The organism is Solibacillus sp. iso_87 (assembly GCF_056173085.1).
Window position 1 is genome coordinate 2,469,102 of record NZ_CM149656.1, and the last position, 17,190, is coordinate 2,486,291.

At 37.6% G+C, this 17,190-nt stretch carries 18 protein-coding genes; 5 read left to right on the forward strand and 13 right to left on the reverse strand.

Features of this window, described 5'->3' with window-relative positions:
- Window positions 1–33: 33 nt before the first annotated feature.
- The 3 genes from AC0VXV_RS12570 to AC0VXV_RS12580 all read right to left on the reverse strand — a co-directional run bounded on the left by AC0VXV_RS12570 (window position 34) and on the right by AC0VXV_RS12580 (window position 3,281).
- Window positions 34–1,119 carry a dipeptide epimerase gene (locus AC0VXV_RS12570; RefSeq protein ID WP_475528508.1) on the reverse strand — a complete coding sequence of 362 codons (1,086 nt, stop codon included), beginning with the start codon at window positions 1,117–1,119 and terminating at the stop codon, window positions 34–36.
- A gap of 13 nt (window positions 1,120–1,132) precedes the next feature.
- Entirely contained in the window at window positions 1,133–1,927 is a 795-nt protein-coding gene (locus AC0VXV_RS12575; protein ID WP_475528510.1) for a M55 family metallopeptidase, read from the reverse strand.
- Between the two features lie 307 nt (window positions 1,928–2,234).
- Window positions 2,235–3,281 (reverse strand): P1 family peptidase, encoded by a 1,047-nt coding sequence (locus tag AC0VXV_RS12580; protein ID WP_475528512.1) that lies wholly within the window; start codon window positions 3,279–3,281, stop codon window positions 2,235–2,237.
- 540 nt (window positions 3,282–3,821) lie between these two features.
- Here AC0VXV_RS12580 and AC0VXV_RS12585 point away from each other — a divergent pair.
- The 3 genes from AC0VXV_RS12585 to AC0VXV_RS12595 all read left to right on the forward strand — a co-directional run bounded on the left by AC0VXV_RS12585 (window position 3,822) and on the right by AC0VXV_RS12595 (window position 6,997).
- A complete protein-coding gene (locus AC0VXV_RS12585; protein WP_475528513.1) occupies window positions 3,822–4,313 on the forward strand; it encodes a 23S rRNA methyltransferase in 492 nt (163 codons plus the stop codon).
- 102 nt (window positions 4,314–4,415) lie between these two features.
- Entirely contained in the window at window positions 4,416–4,616 is a 201-nt protein-coding gene (locus tag AC0VXV_RS12590; protein WP_079527857.1) for a CsbD family protein, read from the forward strand.
- Window positions 4,617–4,813: 197 nt separating this feature from the next.
- A complete protein-coding gene (locus AC0VXV_RS12595) occupies window positions 4,814–6,997 on the forward strand; it encodes an EAL domain-containing protein (RefSeq protein ID WP_475528514.1) in 2,184 nt (727 codons plus the stop codon).
- 23 nt (window positions 6,998–7,020) lie between these two features.
- On the opposite strand, the gene AC0VXV_RS12600 is transcribed toward AC0VXV_RS12595, so the two are convergent.
- The 6 genes from AC0VXV_RS12600 to yneA form a co-directional block, all read right to left on the reverse strand.
- On the reverse strand, window positions 7,021–7,668 hold the full coding sequence (locus AC0VXV_RS12600) for an alpha/beta hydrolase (protein ID WP_475528516.1): 648 nt from the start codon (window positions 7,666–7,668) through the stop codon (window positions 7,021–7,023).
- 13 nt (window positions 7,669–7,681) lie between these two features.
- Complete coding sequence (locus AC0VXV_RS12605; protein ID WP_475528517.1) at window positions 7,682–8,245, reverse strand: DNA helicase; 564 nt, start codon at window positions 8,243–8,245, stop codon at window positions 7,682–7,684.
- A gap of 230 nt (window positions 8,246–8,475) precedes the next feature.
- Entirely contained in the window at window positions 8,476–10,470 is a 1,995-nt protein-coding gene (gene tkt, locus AC0VXV_RS12610) for a transketolase (protein ID WP_475528518.1), read from the reverse strand.
- A 139-nt stretch (window positions 10,471–10,609) separates the two neighbouring features.
- Window positions 10,610–10,846: a DUF896 domain-containing protein gene (locus AC0VXV_RS12615; RefSeq protein ID WP_079527868.1), complete on the reverse strand. Its 237-nt coding sequence runs from the start codon at window positions 10,844–10,846 to the stop codon at window positions 10,610–10,612.
- A gap of 64 nt (window positions 10,847–10,910) precedes the next feature.
- Entirely contained in the window at window positions 10,911–11,567 is a 657-nt protein-coding gene (locus tag AC0VXV_RS12620) for a YneB family resolvase-like protein (RefSeq protein ID WP_475528520.1), read from the reverse strand.
- A complete protein-coding gene (gene yneA, locus AC0VXV_RS12625) occupies window positions 11,554–11,901 on the reverse strand; it encodes a cell division suppressor protein YneA (protein WP_475528521.1) in 348 nt (115 codons plus the stop codon). The genes AC0VXV_RS12620 and yneA overlap by 14 nt, the downstream gene beginning before the upstream one ends.
- Window positions 11,902–12,062: 161 nt before the next feature.
- Between yneA and lexA the strand changes: the two genes are divergently transcribed.
- A complete protein-coding gene (lexA, locus tag AC0VXV_RS12630) occupies window positions 12,063–12,686 on the forward strand; it encodes a transcriptional repressor LexA (RefSeq protein WP_475528523.1) in 624 nt (207 codons plus the stop codon).
- Between the two features lie 83 nt (window positions 12,687–12,769).
- Here lexA and AC0VXV_RS12635 read toward each other — a convergent pair whose 3' ends face one another.
- From AC0VXV_RS12635 to AC0VXV_RS12645, 3 genes are all read right to left on the reverse strand, one after another.
- Entirely contained in the window at window positions 12,770–13,465 is a 696-nt protein-coding gene (locus tag AC0VXV_RS12635) for a gamma-glutamyl-gamma-aminobutyrate hydrolase family protein (RefSeq protein ID WP_475528525.1), read from the reverse strand.
- A gap of 114 nt (window positions 13,466–13,579) precedes the next feature.
- Window positions 13,580–14,125, reverse strand: coding sequence for a 5' nucleotidase, NT5C type (locus AC0VXV_RS12640; protein WP_475528527.1), 546 nt, complete (start codon window positions 14,123–14,125; stop codon window positions 13,580–13,582).
- Window positions 14,126–14,203: 78 nt separating this feature from the next.
- Window positions 14,204–14,911 carry a DNA alkylation repair protein gene (locus tag AC0VXV_RS12645; RefSeq protein ID WP_475528528.1) on the reverse strand — a complete coding sequence of 236 codons (708 nt, stop codon included), beginning with the start codon at window positions 14,909–14,911 and terminating at the stop codon, window positions 14,204–14,206.
- Window positions 14,912–15,179: 268 nt separating this feature from the next.
- Between AC0VXV_RS12645 and AC0VXV_RS12650 the strand changes: the two genes are divergently transcribed.
- Entirely contained in the window at window positions 15,180–15,725 is a 546-nt protein-coding gene (locus tag AC0VXV_RS12650) for a gamma-type small acid-soluble spore protein (RefSeq protein WP_475528529.1), read from the forward strand.
- A 120-nt stretch (window positions 15,726–15,845) separates the two neighbouring features.
- Here AC0VXV_RS12650 and glnA read toward each other — a convergent pair whose 3' ends face one another.
- Window positions 15,846–17,180 (reverse strand): type I glutamate--ammonia ligase, encoded by a 1,335-nt coding sequence (gene glnA / locus AC0VXV_RS12655; protein WP_475528531.1) that lies wholly within the window; start codon window positions 17,178–17,180, stop codon window positions 15,846–15,848.
- Window positions 17,181–17,190 lie beyond the last annotated feature (10 nt).

A 17,190-nucleotide genomic window follows, 5' to 3' on the forward strand; every position in this document is an offset into this window, starting at 1 on the left:
TTTTTTCAAAATCATTTCCCCCATTTCTCTTTTCTATCTGGCTAAGTAAGCCTCTATTAATAACCCGATACCGGGAGCATCGGTCATCTGAATATTCTCCCCTTCGAAAATCGGCCCCCCTCCAATTGGATCTTCACTGCACAAACTTGGTCCATCTAAATCGACCATTGTGACATTTTTGCTGGCTGCTGCAAAATGCGCAGCTGCACTGACACTAATTTTTGTTTCAAGCATACAGCCAATCATACAAGCGACACCATTTGCCTCTGCAATGTGGTTAATTTGTTGTGCTTTCGAAATACCCCCTGTTTTCATCAGCTTAATATTTATTAAATCCGCGGCCCGCTTTTCAATGACCTCGATCGCTTGCTTTGGAGAAAATACACTTTCATCCGCCAAAATATTTGTAAACGTATTGCTTGTGACATATTGCATGCCCTTCACATCACTGTAGTGTACAGGCTGTTCAACGAGCTCGATATCCGCCCCCTTATCTTCAAGCTGTCCAATGATTTTTACAGCTTCTTTTGCATTCCATCCTTGGTTGGCATCAACTCTTAATGTAATTTCAGGTCCTACTGCTTTTCGAATTGCCATAACCCGTTCAACATCATCTACTGGATTTTTACCGACTTTCACTTTTATAATGGAAAAGCCCCGTTTAACAGCTGCTAAACTGTCTTTCACCATTTCATCTGTTCCATTCACGCTAATCGTGATGTCCGTTGTAATGTTCTTTCGATAGCCCCCTAGCAATTTATAAAGGGGCGCATTGTATTGTTTCGCCCATAAATCATAAAGAGCAATTTCGACCGCCGCTTTAGCACTCGTATTTTGGTAGAGACACGCATCGACCTTTTGACAAAGCAGCGCAATTTCATCAATTTCAACTCCGATAATCGATGGTGCTATCACTTCTTCTATCGCATAGCGGATTGATGAAAGTGTCTCTCCTGTAATGACATGGGTCGGCGCAGCTTCACCAATGCCGATTAGTCCGTTATCGGTAAAAATAAAGACGGCGATATTTCGTATACTATTTACTGTACGTAGTGCTGTTTTAAACGGGGTAATAAGAGGTGCATCGACAAGCCCCAACTCAACCTTTGATATTTTCATAGATTCACCTGCTTTAAGTTAAAAATTGTAACAGTCTCAACACTTCAAAATAATCAGTCGTTTCGAACTGGACTGTATTATGCGGTTTAAATGTTGCGCCTGGATAGAACGAATTCCGGTATGCTTTAATATGATCCTTATAAATAATTTCCACCGTAAAGTGTTTCGGCAATTCTATTTGAAGTTTTGTTCGCTCAATCTTCATCGCCTTTTCAACAAGATGTTTCGTCTGCTTTAATGTCGTTTGCGGACTTACATTAATTGTTGCATGACCGACTCCCTCTTTTGTTGCGAATGTGACGATTTGGTCATTGTAGCGGGCGATATGTTCTGTCAATGCCTGGTCTCCGCTGGCAAAAGCAACCGGTACATCATGGAGGGCTGCTGCATATGTATTTATTAAAAATTCACTAGCATATTCCCCGTTTATTTTGACATCCGCCAATAAGCTCAATGTATGGGCAAGCGGGTTCTTCTCACTTCCGCCCTCACTGTGATAGCCAATAAAAATCGCCCGGTCAAAACTGCTATCCAATCCGGCAACCATGCACATCGGCTCTTGTGTCCATCCGCGAATGATTTTTACATTCTCCGGCAAGTTTTCAATAAGAATATTTCGGCCGGAATCATGTGCATCCTTCAGTAAAATTTCATTAGCACCACCTGCAAATGCCCCTTCAATTGCGGCAAGCACTTCTTTTGTCATTTGTTTTTGAAACTGGGCGTAATCCGGAGCGCTCAGTTCGGTTTCACTCCACACGGTTGTGCCCGTTATCCCCTCGATGTCCGCACTTATATATACTTTCATTTATAACATTTCTCCTTTCATTTTTTATTTATTCATCAGTCTAGAATAACAATTTAGAAGATTTAGATTTTTCAGTCTTTTATTTATAATCTATAAAATACCATACTTATTTCGATTGTGGAAGTTTTTTCTAATAGTTTTCTCAATAAAATAATTAAATTATAAAGTGCCAAAACCTAGATAAATAGCATTATTTTAAAAAAGATTAAACATATTATCCCAATAGATATTATATTTTCATAAGAAAAAAGCCTTCTACATAGATGTTATGTAAAAGACTCAATAAACTTTCTAATGGAAAAATACATTATTCGACAAAATTATAACTTTGGACTTTATGATTATTTCTTCCCGCTGTAGTTTTAGCTTGCGACAAAGAATTCAGGATTGCTTCTTCTGTCGCTTCGACAGCTGCCATAAATAATGAGTTCATGACGTCATGATCTTCCCTAATCTGTTGGCGACTTTCCAGTTCACCATCGAATTGATGATTTACTGTACAGGCTGTTGTAAAACCGATGACAATATCTCCGCTCCCATGGGAATAATGGCTGCCTGTTCTCCCTAACCCTATGCCGCATCGTTTTATAACTCGTTTCAGCTGGCGGCTGCTTAATGGGGCATCTGTCGCCATTACAATAATAATAGAGCCATCTGTAGGACTAATTGTCGATTCTCCGTTGACAGCCGTTACCTTATACCGTTCTGTCAAAAATTCGCTCGCCTTGCCAAAGTTACTCAATACGAGGCATCCGACAGTATATTTTTGGCCAGCCTTATCTTCAACGATGCGTGAAGAGCTGCCAATTCCTCCTTTATAGCCAAAGCAAACCATACCTTTTCCTGCTCCGACTGCTCCCTCTTCTATAACATCTGTTTTAGCTTGCTGTATGGCTTCAATTGCATGTTCAGGTGTCACCGGAAAATGACGGATGGAGTTTAAATGGCTATCATTGCATTCGCCGACAACGATATTAACTGTACCAGTCGAAATTCCGATCTCTTCGTTTTGTTCAAGTAAATACCGGAGTGTCCCTTGTGATACGTTTGGTACCCCAAATGTATTAGTTAGCATTATCGGCGACTCGATTACACCAAGTTCATCCACTTGAACGAGACCGGTTGTTTTACCGAAGCCGTTTAATACATAGCTGGCTGCTGTTACCTTTTCCCGAAAAAGATTGCCTTGATGCGGTAAAATAGCCGTTACTCCGGTACAGGCAGCATCACCTGAATCATTTAACGGATAATCCAATGTCACATGCCCGACACTTATACCTTCAATATCGGTAATACAGTTTTTATCCCCTGAAGGCAATTGTCCAATCTTTATACCCAATTCACGTACTTTCATTGTCTGTTCTCCTTTAATCATTTATGTAGTTAGTTTTATCGTAAACAACTATTTCCCAAAAGAAAACAGAAAAAAGACACTTCCTCCCACGAGGTCGCATCTTTTTCATCATATCGAAATGAATTTATGATCTATTAATACTTCTCACTCACACAAAATTATATTTCCAGAATTCCTCTTGTCCAACGATCAACAAAGCTTTCAAAAGTAATGCCATATTTGTTGTACACTTCATGATACACAAAGTAAATTCCAAGTTTGTCTAGCAATTCATCATTAATCCGCATTAAAAATCACTCACTTTCGATTATTTAGATGATGGACTTTTCAGCGCCAAGCGATTCCTATCTATTTCTAATCATACCCAGAGTTGCGAACGTTATTCATCACCAAACAATGCAAACAATTTCGGTAAAGGATTTCTTTATTCAACCAATTAACGAACTGTTACAATTTTTTCACAATCTGTTTCAAAATCGGTGCGAATCTTTCATCACAATTTAGTAAGATGAATGAAATGACAGCATTGGAGGGATTCTAATGAGAAGATTTAGTTTAGTAATATTTACTGTAATTTTATTGGCTGGATGTGGTGATACGGTAGCGGATTTAAAAGAGGCGGCAGCAGGTATTAATTCCAAGGCAAATGAAGCAGCTTCAGCTATTTCAATCGATGTCCATTCCATTCGAGCTACTGAAATCGAATTCGACAATAAAACTTTTACTATTAACGACTTATTTAAGACTATATTACGCGATGTTCAATGGGATTATGACGACAGCGATGAAACCCAGCAGTTGAAAATCACAGGGACTTGGCAAGATAACGGTTTATTCGCCCATCATTCATTTTCTGCGAGCCAAAAAGAACTGTTAAAAGAAAATGACGAAGTAGAAGTTATTCTTTCATTTAACAACGGCACAATGGATGAAATAAAAACAAAAGTATCCATGAAAATGGATGGTCAGACACTTATAAAAGAAGATGGTCAGGAAATTCTTCATCACTTATACAAAACCTACACAAAATAACAATTTCTTTATTCTGCTTAAATCCGAATTTTCTATCCATTTTGTTTAGCATTAATACAAGAGGGAATATGATTATTATCTAAACTTTTAGGAGGTCATATTATGTCAAACGGATTTACAGATAAACTAAAAGGCGCAGGAAACAAAATTAAAGGTGAAGTAAAAGAAGAAATCGGTAAAAATACAAATGATCCATCTTTACAAGTGGATGGTCAGCGCGATCAGCTAAAAGGGGAAGCACAGGAAAGAGTTGCTGATGTTAAAGATAAAATTACAACTAAAATCGACGAATATCGAAAATAAGGTTTACAGAAACTAGTAAAATATTTACTAGTTTCTTTTTTATGCGTTAAAATAGTTAACATACTCTATTTTTTATCAAGTACTTTGGACTCAATTAAAAGGGATATTTTTATATTAATATAATCTCGCTTTAAATTTATAGGAATTTTGTTATACTTTAGTTAAAATACACATTACTTTTTAAAGGGGAAGTTAGAATGACCATTGATCAATTTATACCCCTATCAAAAGACCGCTTATTTAATTGGCTAAAAACCTTAAGTAACCAGCTTTCGAAAGGATCGCTCATCATTGATATAAATGATGAAAATTTACCTATTTTACATGCTAATCCACACTTTTTAAAATTTACATCATTTGAAATGAATGAATTGCTTCATCAAAATATCAATATTTTGAATGGACACAGAACGAATGCAACATCTATTGAAGAATTGAATTTACATTTAAAATCAAGTGTAGCAAAGAAATTTACGATTTTGCATTATACGAAAGAAGGATCCGCTTTTTGGAACTCGATTACACTGCATCCGATTCGAAATGAAGACAATGTAATTCAGTATATTTTATTAACTTGCGAAGATACAACGGAAGCAGAGTTAAATAAAATGGTTTATAAATTGGAGCATGAAGTTTATGAAGCGATTGATCATGAAGATAATCTGGAGTCAATTTTAAATTTAATTACCGAGAAGATAGAACTTTTCTATATTCGCGATGTGTATTGTGCCATCCACATTTTTGATGAAAAATGTGAAATTAAATCGTTAGGTACACATTCATTGCCATTGGAAATTATTAGAGAACTAAATATATTAGAAATTACTCCTAATACTAGCCTGAATTCGAACGCAGTTTATTTAAAGGACTTTGCTCCAAAAGATCATCGTTTAGATCTTTATAAACATTGGCAACTTAATTTTATCCATGGTTCATGGACAAAGCCTATTTTAACTCCTCAAAATGAAGTAAGCGGCATTTTGACCCTGTTCAACCAGGATGCAACAGAGCTAAAGCAAATTGATATTAATTACTTAAACCGATTGGCCTTGCTGATCCAATTAGCCATTAAATATGCTGAACAGAAAATTGAGCTTAGCAGACTTGCTTTTTTTGATGTTGAAACAAATTTACCAAACCTCCATTATTTCAAATCTGAATTATCAGAATGGATTAATGTCGGCAACTCGGGATTAGTCGCAATTCTACATCCTTCAGAATTTAATAAGGTCGTTGATTTATACGGAAGAAACGCCGGAGCCGATTTACTCCGTCAAGTGGCAGATCGAATGCAAATATATTTTCCGGAAAGTGATTCACTAATTTCACGTTTTTCAAATTCGCTCATTTTCGGAAAAGTTGACGAAAATGATTGTTTCCTTGCCTATAATAAGCATCTTGAATCGATCACACAATTGCCTTTTATAATCGATGGTAAAGAAATCTATATTACATTAAAAATCGGTTATACAGTATTTAATCAGTCGATGACAGTCGAACAAAGCATTCACCAGGCTGATATCGCCTTATCCAATGCACAGAAGCGGACTGGGACGAGCTATGCTGTATATGAAGATAATAGTACAAAACAATTGACGGAAGAAATGGATATCCTCAATCAATTGGCTTATGGGCTTCAACATGAAGAATTTGAAGTTTATTTGCAGCCTAAGATTAACTTCCAGACAATTGAAGTAGAAGGTTTTGAAGCACTATCTCGTTGGAATTCGAGCAAACTTGGTTTTATTTCACCAGTAAAATATATCCCGATCGCTGAACAAACCGGAAAAATTAAAGCGATTGATTTACTGAATTTTAAACAGATCCTTGTCTGGCTTCAAAATCGAATAAATGAGAATAAAAAGATTTTACCGATTGCGCTCAATATTTCGCCGGACCATTTTTACGATCCGAATTTCCTGCAAAATATAAGAGATATATTTTATCAATATAATGTCCCGCCGTATTATATAAAGCTGGAAGTAACGGAAAGTATTGAATTGGTGGACTTTAAAAAAGCAAAAGAGATTTTAAATCAACTAAGACTTATGGGCATTGAATGTTCGATCGACGATTTTGGAATCGGCTTTTCTTCATTAAGTTATTTGCCCCAGTTGCCCTTTTCTGAAATCAAAATTGACCGCAGCTTTGTCAGCGCAATGAATGAACCTGGGATGTATGCAATCGTTCAAACGATCATCCAATTGGCGAAAAATATTCAAATGCGTCCCATTGCCGAAGGAATTGAAACAGAAGAACAACTTGCAATGCTTCAACAACTTGGCTGTCCTGCCGGTCAAGGCTATTACTTCTATAAACCGATGTCTATTACCGAAGCAGAACAATTGCTGGACACGAAAAAAACAGCTGACGGGAAGTAAATCACCTTCCGTCAGCTGTTTTCTTAGTTAATAGTGTTCGGTAAATCTTTTGATATGAATGCGATTAAATCGTGTAGATTTTGCTCGCTCACTCCATGGCCTACCGGATAAGTTCTGAATGTTACGTCCGTGTCATAGTCGTTGAAAAAACGAACGGCATGCTCTGCCCATTCAATCGGAAAATCATAATCATATTCCCCGTGAGAAATAAAGATTTTAGATTTATCCATCGTTTTTTTACTATATTCAAGCGCAGCGAATTCCGGTAAATAACCGCTTAATGCTGCTGTTCCACGAATGGCATTGCCCATCACCATTGCAAGTGACTGTGCCATCGCTGCCCCTTGGTTGAAGCCAACAACATATATTTGCTGTTCATCCAAATTGAATTCCCAAATGGCTTCTTTAATAAATAATTCAATACCTTTCAGCACTTTATCAAAGATGGCACGATTCGGCTTACCCTCTTCTTCAAATGTATAAAATGCATAGCCGGGACGATGTTTAATCGGCCCTTGCAAACTAAAAATATGACAATTTGTTGAAAATGAATCAACAAGTTGCAGTAAATCGTTTTCATCGCTCCCTAATCCATGCAGTAAGAAAATCGCCGGTTGCTTATCTGCATCTACTTTAGGTGCTTTGTGTAAATAAATAAATGGTGTGTTCATTTTATATCTCCTTTTAAGAAAGCGTCATTTTATTGACAAGCTGGTCCGTGTAATAAGCCATATAGCCATCTAGCAATTTGATTGTTTCCTCGATATCGCCTTCTGTTAAAATATTTGCATTTTTAGCACAAGCAACTGCCAAAAAATCAATTCGGTATGCATGCTCTACCGATGCATACGCATAATCGTATATCACATCTTCATCTTCTATCTTTAATGCTTCATATTGCTGATGGAAAGCTTTCTTATAATCATCCATTTTCTCTCCGACACTGTTGCGAATTTGCATTTGCTGTGCCATTAATTCATTTTCGATATAAGAAACGCTTGGCACTTTTCCTGAACTGAATGTTTCCCGAACAAGATCTGTCCATGCAATTTTATTTTCCACATAATACGCAATATTTAACATTAATCGATCATAAAAATCAGTCGTTGATGTGGAGGAAGCTCTTTTTTCATCAATATTTTTTTGAAGCATTGTTTGGAATTTTTCAAGGTCCGCTTTATTCGATAGGAAATAAAGTGTCTGTTCGATATATGTAGTAATTTCTTTTTGCTTATTTTCTGCTGTCATTATTCATCCACATCCTTCATCTGATACTTCCATATTGCTTTATTATCGTACCATTCCTTCAGTAAAATCGCACGTTATCCAATTATTTGTATGGGCATATTGTATCTGAATTTGCTCTTTTTGCCAAAGCTTTTTTCTTATCGTCTAAACAATTAGCCAGGCTTCCGATTGATTTAGAAATGAAAAAATGCCACTTGCCATAGTAGACAAGTGACATTTTGAGCTTCGAATTAAAGTGCTTTTACTTTCGCAACTACATTTTCTACTGTGAAGCCGTATTCTTTTAACACAATTTTCTCTGGAGCCGATGCACCAAATTTATCGATTGCCAATACATCGCCTTCAAAGCCAACATATTTATGCCAGCCAAGTGATGCACCCATCTCAATTGCTAAACGCTTCGTCACAGCTTTTGGTAATACAGATTCTTTGTATTCCTTCGACTGTTTTTCAAAGCGGTCCATTGATGGCATTGATACAACAGATGCGTCAATTCCTTCTGCAAGCAATGCTTTTTTCGCTTCTACCGCCAAGCCAACTTCAGAACCAGTTGCAATTAACAGTGCATCCGGAGTTTCTTTAGCTGAAGCTGAAACAACATATGCGCCTTTTTCAACACCTTCGTATACTGTCTCTGTTGCAACATCCAATACCGGCAAGTTTTGACGAGATAATACTAATACAGTTGGCGTTGATTTGCTCTCAACAGCTAATTTCCATGCAGCTACAGATTCATTTGCATCTGCAGGACGGATCACTGAAAGATTCGGCATTGCACGTAATGATGCTAAATGCTCGACTGGCTCATGTGTAGGACCATCTTCCCCTACTGCAATTGAGTCATGTGTAAACACGTATGTTACAGGTAATCCCATTAATGCAGATAAACGAATTGCTGGGCGTACATAGTCGGAGAATACAAAGAAAGTACCGCCAAATACGTTTAAGCCTCCATGTAATGCCATACCGTTCAGCGCAGCACCCATAGCAAATTCACGAACACCAAACCAAATATTACGGCCTTCCGGAGTTTCAGCAAAGAAATCGCCAGCGCCTTTAATTGTTGTTTTGTTTGAGCCTGCTAAGTCAGCAGAACCTCCGAAGAATGATGGAGTAGTTTTAGCAATTGCATTGATTGCATCACCAGATGATGAACGAGTAGCTACTGCAGTACCTGCTTCATATACAGGTAATTCAGATGCAAAGTTCTCTGGTAATTTGTTTTCCATTGCGTTTACAAACTGTGCAGCCAGTTCTGGATATTCGTTTTTGTAGCTTTCGAATAATTCATTCCATGCTGTTTCTGCTTGTACACCTTGTACTTCACTTGCAGCTTTAAATGTATCATATACTTCAGTTGGAATGAAGAATGGCTCATGTTCCCAAGCGTATGCAGCTTTTGTTAAAGTAACTTCATCAAGTCCTAAAGGAGCACCATGTGAATCTGCTTTACCGGATTTGTTAGGAGAACCAAAACCGATAACAGTTTTCACTTCGATTACAGTTGGGCCGCCAGTATTTTGTTTCGCTTTTTCAATAGCTGAATTAATTTCCACGATATCTGTACCGTCTGCAACTTTTAAATAGTTCCAGCCGTATGATTCAAAACGTTTTTGGATGTTTTCCGAGAATGACTTTTCTAAATCACCATCAAGTGAAATGTCATTTGAATCATATAGGACAATTAATTTATCCAGTTTTAAGTGACCTGCAAGAGAAATCGCTTCTGCAGCAACACCTTCCATTAAATCTCCGTCACCGCATAGTGCAAATGTATAGTGGTCTACAATGTCTTTACCTGGCTTGTTGTATGTTGCTGCCAAGTGACGTTCAGCCATAGCCATACCTACTGACATTGCAATACCTTGTCCTAATGGACCAGTTGTCGCTTCTACACCAACTGTATGACCATATTCAGGATGTCCCGGTGTTTTTGAATTCCATTGACGGAAGTTTTTGATCTCTTCCATCTCTAATCCGTAGCCACCTAGATGCAATAAACTATATAAAAGCATGGAACCATGTCCAGCTGATAATACAAAACGGTCACGATTATACCAATTAGGATTTTGTGGGTTATGGCGTAAATGCTTCGTCCACAATGTATAGGCCATAGGTGCAGCACCCATTGGTAAACCCGGGTGACCTGAATTTGCTTTTTCAATTGCGTCGATTGATAGTGTACGGATTGCGTTAATTGCTAACTGATCCATCTGTTGTGTCATTATGTGACATCCTTTCCTCGTACGATATTTATACATTTTATAGTGTAGACAAATTTTCACAAGAAAACAATAATTTCTAAAAACGTCCCATAAAATATGTCATACTTTATATGAAATGTGACATATTAATGAAAAGTTGTTAGTTTAAGAATTTCTTCTGTGATTTAATTTGTTTTAATTTTTCAGGTGTCACATCATTGCCTTCTTCATCAATTACTTTCACATGCTCGATTGTATCGCGCATTGTAGTACGGAAAGTATCTAAATATTCTTTGCGCAGTGCTGTACGTTCCTTCGCCTGCTCTTCCGTCAATTTACCTTCTCTCGCTAATTTAGAAAGCTCATTAATACGAGCTAATTTTTCTTTTGATAACATTTGAATCTCACCTTTCTTCCTACCTACTACAAAGGTATAAAAAAAACGACTTGAAAACAAGTGTTTACTCTTCAAGTCGCTCCATATATTCAATATACCTTCTATGTACGGTCGCTTTACTGATAGAAATGCCCAAGCCCGACATAGTCGTAGCAATTTCCGCAAATGTTAAACCTTTCTGGCGAAGCTGAACAATTTCTTCGACAGGCACTTCTTTTCGTTCACGCCCTTCAATATTGCCACGGTTTTTTAAATTATTTTGCGGCTGGTATCCATTTTCTACAGCACGGCGCATTCCCCGGCGGATTTTTGCATTATGCATACGACGCTGATACTCTTCCACAATCGCCAAAATTTCTAGCAGCATTGTATCCATTTCATTTAATACGACAGGACCTGCATCATTCAATGTATATACTGTCGCTTCATATTTTTGCAGTAGGTGAAGCACTGCCATCCGGGCATTCCCTCGCCCTAAACGGGTCTCATCCTGTACAAATAATGCTTTTATGCCGCACTCTTTCATACAGTCAAGCATGTCGAGCAATCCGTCTCGATCAACATCATATCCACTATGCTGATCCATGAAAATCTCCACATCTTTATAGCCGAATGATTTTGCGTATTTTATCAGCTCCTCCTGCTGACGGGCTAGTGATGTTTCTTGTGTATTTTTATCCGTACTGACACGGCAATAAATTACTGCTTTAGTTTTTATCATTGTTCCCTCTCGCTACTTTAATCGATTGCATATCGGAGGATTCATTCAGCTGGGCAATGTATTGTGAATCTTTTTCTACAGGTACAACCAATACTTGTCCTAAAACAACTTTTTCATCCAGCATTCCGTTTTCCTTTTTTACTTCATTGATCCAATCATGCTTAGCCATTTTACCACCATATTGTTCTGCCAACGACCATAAAGTATCGCCATGCTCTATGCTTACGTGTTCGTATAATTCAATATTATCGTCCTGCATCATGAATAAAGCAATCATAAGTACAGAAAATAGTAGAAACATTGATGTGAAGCCATTTAATTTAATTCTTTTCATTAGAAAAACCCTCTTTCGAATGTATGTTCGGAATATTTGTTCTCATAATAATACGAACATATGTTTTTGTCAACCGTTTTTTTCGAACTTATGTTTGCATTCATGTTCGCATACTGCTATACTTACTTTAAGAAAAATAGCATGATAAAGAGGTGAGTTAGTTGACACAAAAAATTTCAAAGCGGCAGCAAGCTATTCTAACTTTTATAAAAGAGGAAGTTCGTGCTAAAGGCTATCCGCCATCAGTTCGCGAAATTGGAGAAGCGGTTGGTTTAGCTTCCAGTTCAACTGTCCACGGGCATTTAGCTCGTTTAGAAAGTAAAGGGCTTATCCGCCGTGATCCTACAAAGCCGCGTGCCATTGAAATATTGGACCAGGAAGAGATGAACATCGCGAAACAAGGTGTCATTCATGTTCCGTTGATCGGTAAAGTTACAGCTGGTCTGCCTATTTCAGCAATCGAGGATATTCAGGAATATTTCCCGTTGCCGGATGCTTACGGTTCACCGGAAGAGGAATTGTTTATGCTTGAAATTATGGGAGAATCCATGATTGAAGCCGGTATTTTAAATGGGGATTATGTTATCGTTAAAAAAACGTCTACTGCGAACAATGGAGAGATTGTCGTAGCAATGACGGAAGACGATGAAGCGACTGTCAAGCGCTTTTACAAAGAAAAAACTCATTTCCGTCTACAGCCTGAGAATAGCTCGATGGAGCCAATCATTGTCGACCAAGTTTCTATCTTAGGTAAAGTAGTCGGCCTCTATCGAAATATCCATTAATCATAAGCTTGCCATTCTAATAGAATCGGCAAGTTTTTTATTTTCAAAATAAAAAGCCCAGCCGTGAACGACTGAGCCTTTCATTATTTATTGCATGCTTCTACAAAACTATTAAATAAGCGCTGTGCATAAACATCCCCGTTCGGAGCCAATTCTTCCGGATGCCATTGCACCGCGACACAATATGGATGCGATTCATGTTCAATCCCTTCAATAATGCCGTCCTTAGCAATAGCCGAAACTACGAGCCCTTCTCCGAGCTTTCCAACCGATTGATGATGAAATGTATTTACACGGAATGAGTCATCTTTAAAAATCTCTTTAAATTTAGGTGTCTTTACTTCAACGGTATGTGCCAATTCCCCACGCTTTGAAGGTTGTTTATGTAAAATTGTATTTTCTACTTGTGAGGGTATATCCTGAATGATCGTTCCCCCAAATGCGACATTCATAATCTGTTGTCCGCGGCAAATACCGAGAACAGGCATTTGTCTTTTATAGGCTTCATTCACTAATAAAAGATCGCTGTCATCACGTTTTCGTACAACACTTCCGATATGACGGTGCGGTTCTTCATTAAACAACAATGGATCTATATCCGCTCCACCAATTAATACGAGGCCATCAATTAGATTTAATAATGCATCTACGTTTTCTTCTGTAGCATTGGGTATACAGATTGGAATACCTCCCGCTTGTTCAATCGAAGTTAAGTATGCGTTGTTAATATCCAATTTCTTGTCAAAATCATACATTGTAAATCCAATAATCGGTTTCATTCTTTTTATCCCCTTATTATTTATAGATAATTCCAATAATTTAAATTATACTATTTCGTTACACTAAATGACTACAAAAATAAAAAGGATTGCATAATCGCAACCCTTTAATCCTTAAACCGTTTCCATTTGTTTTATAAAATACCGTTTAATTTCTTTCCAGTTATGAACACGCATGAAACCTTCTTCTGACCGATTGTACGGCATCGAATACAATATGCCTGTTCCTTTAAATGCTGCGAGTTGGCGTGGGCTGTCATCAATTAAATAATCGGTATGTATTACCGCTTTATTTCCGCAAAACACAATGTTCTGTGTTTTAATAAAGGGTAAATGCTCCATCAACCAATCGTATTTTGCTGTAAATGATCCCGGTACATCCATTGCAGCTGTCGCAATAAAAATTTCATAATGCTCCTGCAGTTCTTGAATGACTTCTATTGCATCTTCATCCAGTACTTTTAAATCTCTGAAATAGTCTGGCTCATTTAATAAAGCAAATAATTTTTTCGCATCTTCTCGAGGCAAATCACGCTGTGTCGTCAGAAGAAACTCTTCATCTGTATAATTTGTTCCGAAATTCTCGTTATATGTAACACGTAATTTCGAATAAAAGTCAGCTAGCACCTGGTCCATATCGATAGCAATACTTTTTTTCATGTAATAAGCCTCCTTGAAATTTCCTAATTTTAGTTTATACAATTATATTGTGAAAAAACAAGGTATAAATCTTTACAATTAACAACGTACATATTTACGTTTAAAACCGATTCGCCCTTTTTCCACCTGTTTTTCAATTTCCGCATAAGCATGAAGCAGACCCGGTTTTTTTCCTTCCCGTTTCGTTTCAATTGGTCCGATTTCATTAGCAATTTGCACTGCCTCATCATGTAAAGGTTTAAATGAAACACCGACTGTCATAACAAAATTGTTCATAGCCACTTGTGTACGCTGCGGTGCTTGACGAATATTTTGTTTTACATACTCAAGCATATCCATTAACTTTTCCTTTGAAAATTCCTCATCTCTACGATTTCCGAGAAGCCAGCAGTAACAATGCCACCCTGCCGACATTTTCAGGTCCTCACTACTGGCAATCCATTTATCGCTTACTTCTTGCGCAATATCGGATTCCGACAATGTCACCGCAACAACATAATCGGAAATCATATAGAAATAGGCTTGCTCGATCCAGCGGTCATAATCTTCCTCGGTCATTGCTTTCGGATCCGCAATAATTCCTGCAAAATACATAGCATCATAGTTGCCTGTAGCATAGAGCTGTTCAGCCAGTTCCTGATCTATTTTTATTTGTTTTACGAACGGTTTCATCGAGCCAATCGTTACACCGAACACCGGCTCCTTTGCCCCATTGGACATATAAATCTTTTTTGTCCGTTCTTTTCCAAGTGCTTCTAATTCTTGCATCATTGTATCGAGTTTCATAATTTCCTCCTTCTATATTATTAAAATTATTTGTCTCTTACTATTATATGATTTAATCGCCCGTCATAACTAGCATTCTTTCCAATAATCGGCTTACTAGTTATAATTTTCATTTTAAACAGTTACGGCAAATATACGGCGACAAACACTCAAGCTTCATTGTCCTTTTATTGTTACCCGCACTTTGAAATTTAATAAAAAATTGGCAATTTATTTAACCGAATAATAAAACAACCTCTGAACAGAATAATCTCAGGAGGTGATATTGATGTCAAAAAATAAAAACAACATCAATAATAAAAACGTCGAATTCGGTATGGAAACGGACGTTAATCAAGTAAAGCAGCAAAACCAAAAAGCTGAAGCTAAAAAGCAGCAATCTTCCGGTTTGTTTGCAAACAGTGGTTTACAAAAGCAATCAAGTTCCTTGAATGCTGAATTCGGTATGGAAACTAACGTAAACCAAGTGAAGCGACAAAACCAGCAAGCTGAAGCCAAAAAACAACAAGCTTCTGGATCGTTTGCGAATAGCGGTTTACAGAAAAACTTTTCTTCCATGAATGCCGAATTTGGCATGGAAACAGATGTTAATCAAGTAAAACAGCAAAATCAGCAAGCTGAAGCTAAAAAGCAACAGTCTTCCGGTTTGTTCGCAAACAGCGGTTTACAGAAGAAGCTTTCTTCAATGAGCGCTGAGTTTGGCATGGAAACAGATGTTAACCAAGTGAAACAACAAAACCAGCAAGCCGAAGCTAAAAAACAACAAGCATCAGGTCAATTTGGTAAAAACAAATTCCAAAACGGCAATAAATAAAAATATTGAACCGGCAATTTTTATTGCCGGTTTTTTGTTATCAATTATATTGGTTATAATTTTAAATAATATGTATATATACACAAAAAAGAGCCGGAGTTTTCACCCCAGCGCTTTCTCTTAGTACATTTTCATATATTGGTCGCGTTCCCACTGATGGACAGTTGAACGGTACATATCGAACTCGATTTCTTTTGCTTCTTTAAAGTTAGCATAGATATGGTTGCCTAATGCTCGTTGAATAACTTCATCTTTTGCAAGTAAGTTTAAAGCGTCGTCTAAAGCTGCAGGCAAGTTATCGATGCCGTTTGCTTTGCGCTCTTCTTCGCTCATTACATAAATGTTGCGGTTAATTGCTGGTGGTGGCGTTGATTTTTTGCGAATCCCTTCCAGACCAGCCTCTAAGATTACTGCCATCGCCAAATATGGATTTGCTGATGGGTCTACCGAACGAACTTCTACACGTGTTGAAACTCCACGAGAAGAAGGAATACGGATTAATGGTGAACGGTTTTGTGCAGACCATGCTACATAACATGGTGCTTCATAACCTGGTACTAAACGTTTATAAGAGTTTACAGTCGGATTTGTAATTGCAGTAAAGCCTTGAACATGGTCAAGTACACCTGCCATGAATTGCATCGCTGTTTCAGAAAGACCTAACTCAGTAGACTCATCATAAAATGCATTTTCTTTTCCTTTAAATAATGAAACGTTGAAGTGCATTCCTGAACCGGCTTCACCGAATAAAGGTTTTGGCATGAATGTTGCGTGTAAGCCGTGTTTGCGTGCAATTGTTTTAACAACTAATTTAAATGTTTGGATATTGTCGCAAGCTGTAATAGCATCCGCATATTTAAAGTCAATTTCATGTTGTCCCGGTGCAACCTCATGGTGAGATGCTTCAATTTCAAAGCCCATTTCTTCTAGTTCTAATACGATATCGCGACGGCAGTTTTCACCTAAATCTGTCGGTGCCAAGTCGAAATATCCGCCGTGGTCATTTACTTCTAAGCTTGGCTCGCCTTTTGCATCCAGTTTAAATAAGAAAAACTCCGGTTCTGGCCCTAAGTTGAAATCTGTGAATCCTAGCTCTTCCATTTCCTTTAATACACGTTTCAAGTTGTTACGTGGATCGCCTGCAAATGGTGTGCCGTTTGGATTGTAAATATCACAGATGAAACGTGCTACTTTCCCTTTTTCAGCTGTCCATGGGAAAATCATGAATGAGTCATAATCCGGATATAAGTACATATCTGATTCTTCAATTCGTACAAAACCTTCGATTGATGAACCATCAAACATCATTTTATTGTCCAATGCTTTATCTAGTTGGCTTACAGGAATTTCTACGTTTTTAATTGTTCCTAAAATATCTGTAAACTGTAAACGAATGAATTTTACTTGTTGTTCTTCTACTAGACGTTTAATATCGCCTTTTGTATATTTGCCCACTAAATTCCAC

Bases quoted from the DNA above. Each gene is read 5' to 3' on its own strand.
- AC0VXV_RS12570 (WP_475528508.1), bottom strand. From the start codon at position 1,119: ATGAAAATATCAAAGGTTGAGTTGGGGCTTGTCGATGCACCTCTTATT.
- AC0VXV_RS12575 (WP_475528510.1), bottom strand. From the start codon at position 1,927: ATGAAAGTATATATAAGTGCGGACATCGAGGGGATAACGGGCACAACC.
- AC0VXV_RS12580 (WP_475528512.1), bottom strand. From the start codon at position 3,281: ATGAAAGTACGTGAATTGGGTATAAAGATTGGACAATTGCCTTCAGGG.
- AC0VXV_RS12585 (WP_475528513.1), top strand. From the start codon at position 3,822: ATGAGAAGATTTAGTTTAGTAATATTTACTGTAATTTTATTGGCTGGA.
- AC0VXV_RS12590 (WP_079527857.1), top strand. From the start codon at position 4,416: ATGTCAAACGGATTTACAGATAAACTAAAAGGCGCAGGAAACAAAATT.
- AC0VXV_RS12595 (WP_475528514.1), top strand. From the start codon at position 4,814: ATGACCATTGATCAATTTATACCCCTATCAAAAGACCGCTTATTTAAT.
- AC0VXV_RS12600 (WP_475528516.1), bottom strand. From the start codon at position 7,668: ATGAACACACCATTTATTTATTTACACAAAGCACCTAAAGTAGATGCA.
- AC0VXV_RS12605 (WP_475528517.1), bottom strand. From the start codon at position 8,245: ATGACAGCAGAAAATAAGCAAAAAGAAATTACTACATATATCGAACAG.
- tkt (WP_475528518.1), bottom strand. From the start codon at position 10,470: ATGACACAACAGATGGATCAGTTAGCAATTAACGCAATCCGTACACTA.
- AC0VXV_RS12615 (WP_079527868.1), bottom strand. From the start codon at position 10,846: ATGTTATCAAAAGAAAAATTAGCTCGTATTAATGAGCTTTCTAAATTA.
- AC0VXV_RS12620 (WP_475528520.1), bottom strand. From the start codon at position 11,567: ATGATAAAAACTAAAGCAGTAATTTATTGCCGTGTCAGTACGGATAAA.
- yneA (WP_475528521.1), bottom strand. From the start codon at position 11,901: ATGAAAAGAATTAAATTAAATGGCTTCACATCAATGTTTCTACTATTT.
- AC0VXV_RS12635 (WP_475528525.1), bottom strand. From the start codon at position 13,465: ATGAAACCGATTATTGGATTTACAATGTATGATTTTGACAAGAAATTG.
- AC0VXV_RS12640 (WP_475528527.1), bottom strand. From the start codon at position 14,125: ATGAAAAAAAGTATTGCTATCGATATGGACCAGGTGCTAGCTGACTTT.
- AC0VXV_RS12645 (WP_475528528.1), bottom strand. From the start codon at position 14,911: ATGAAACTCGATACAATGATGCAAGAATTAGAAGCACTTGGAAAAGAA.
- AC0VXV_RS12650 (WP_475528529.1), top strand. From the start codon at position 15,180: ATGTCAAAAAATAAAAACAACATCAATAATAAAAACGTCGAATTCGGT.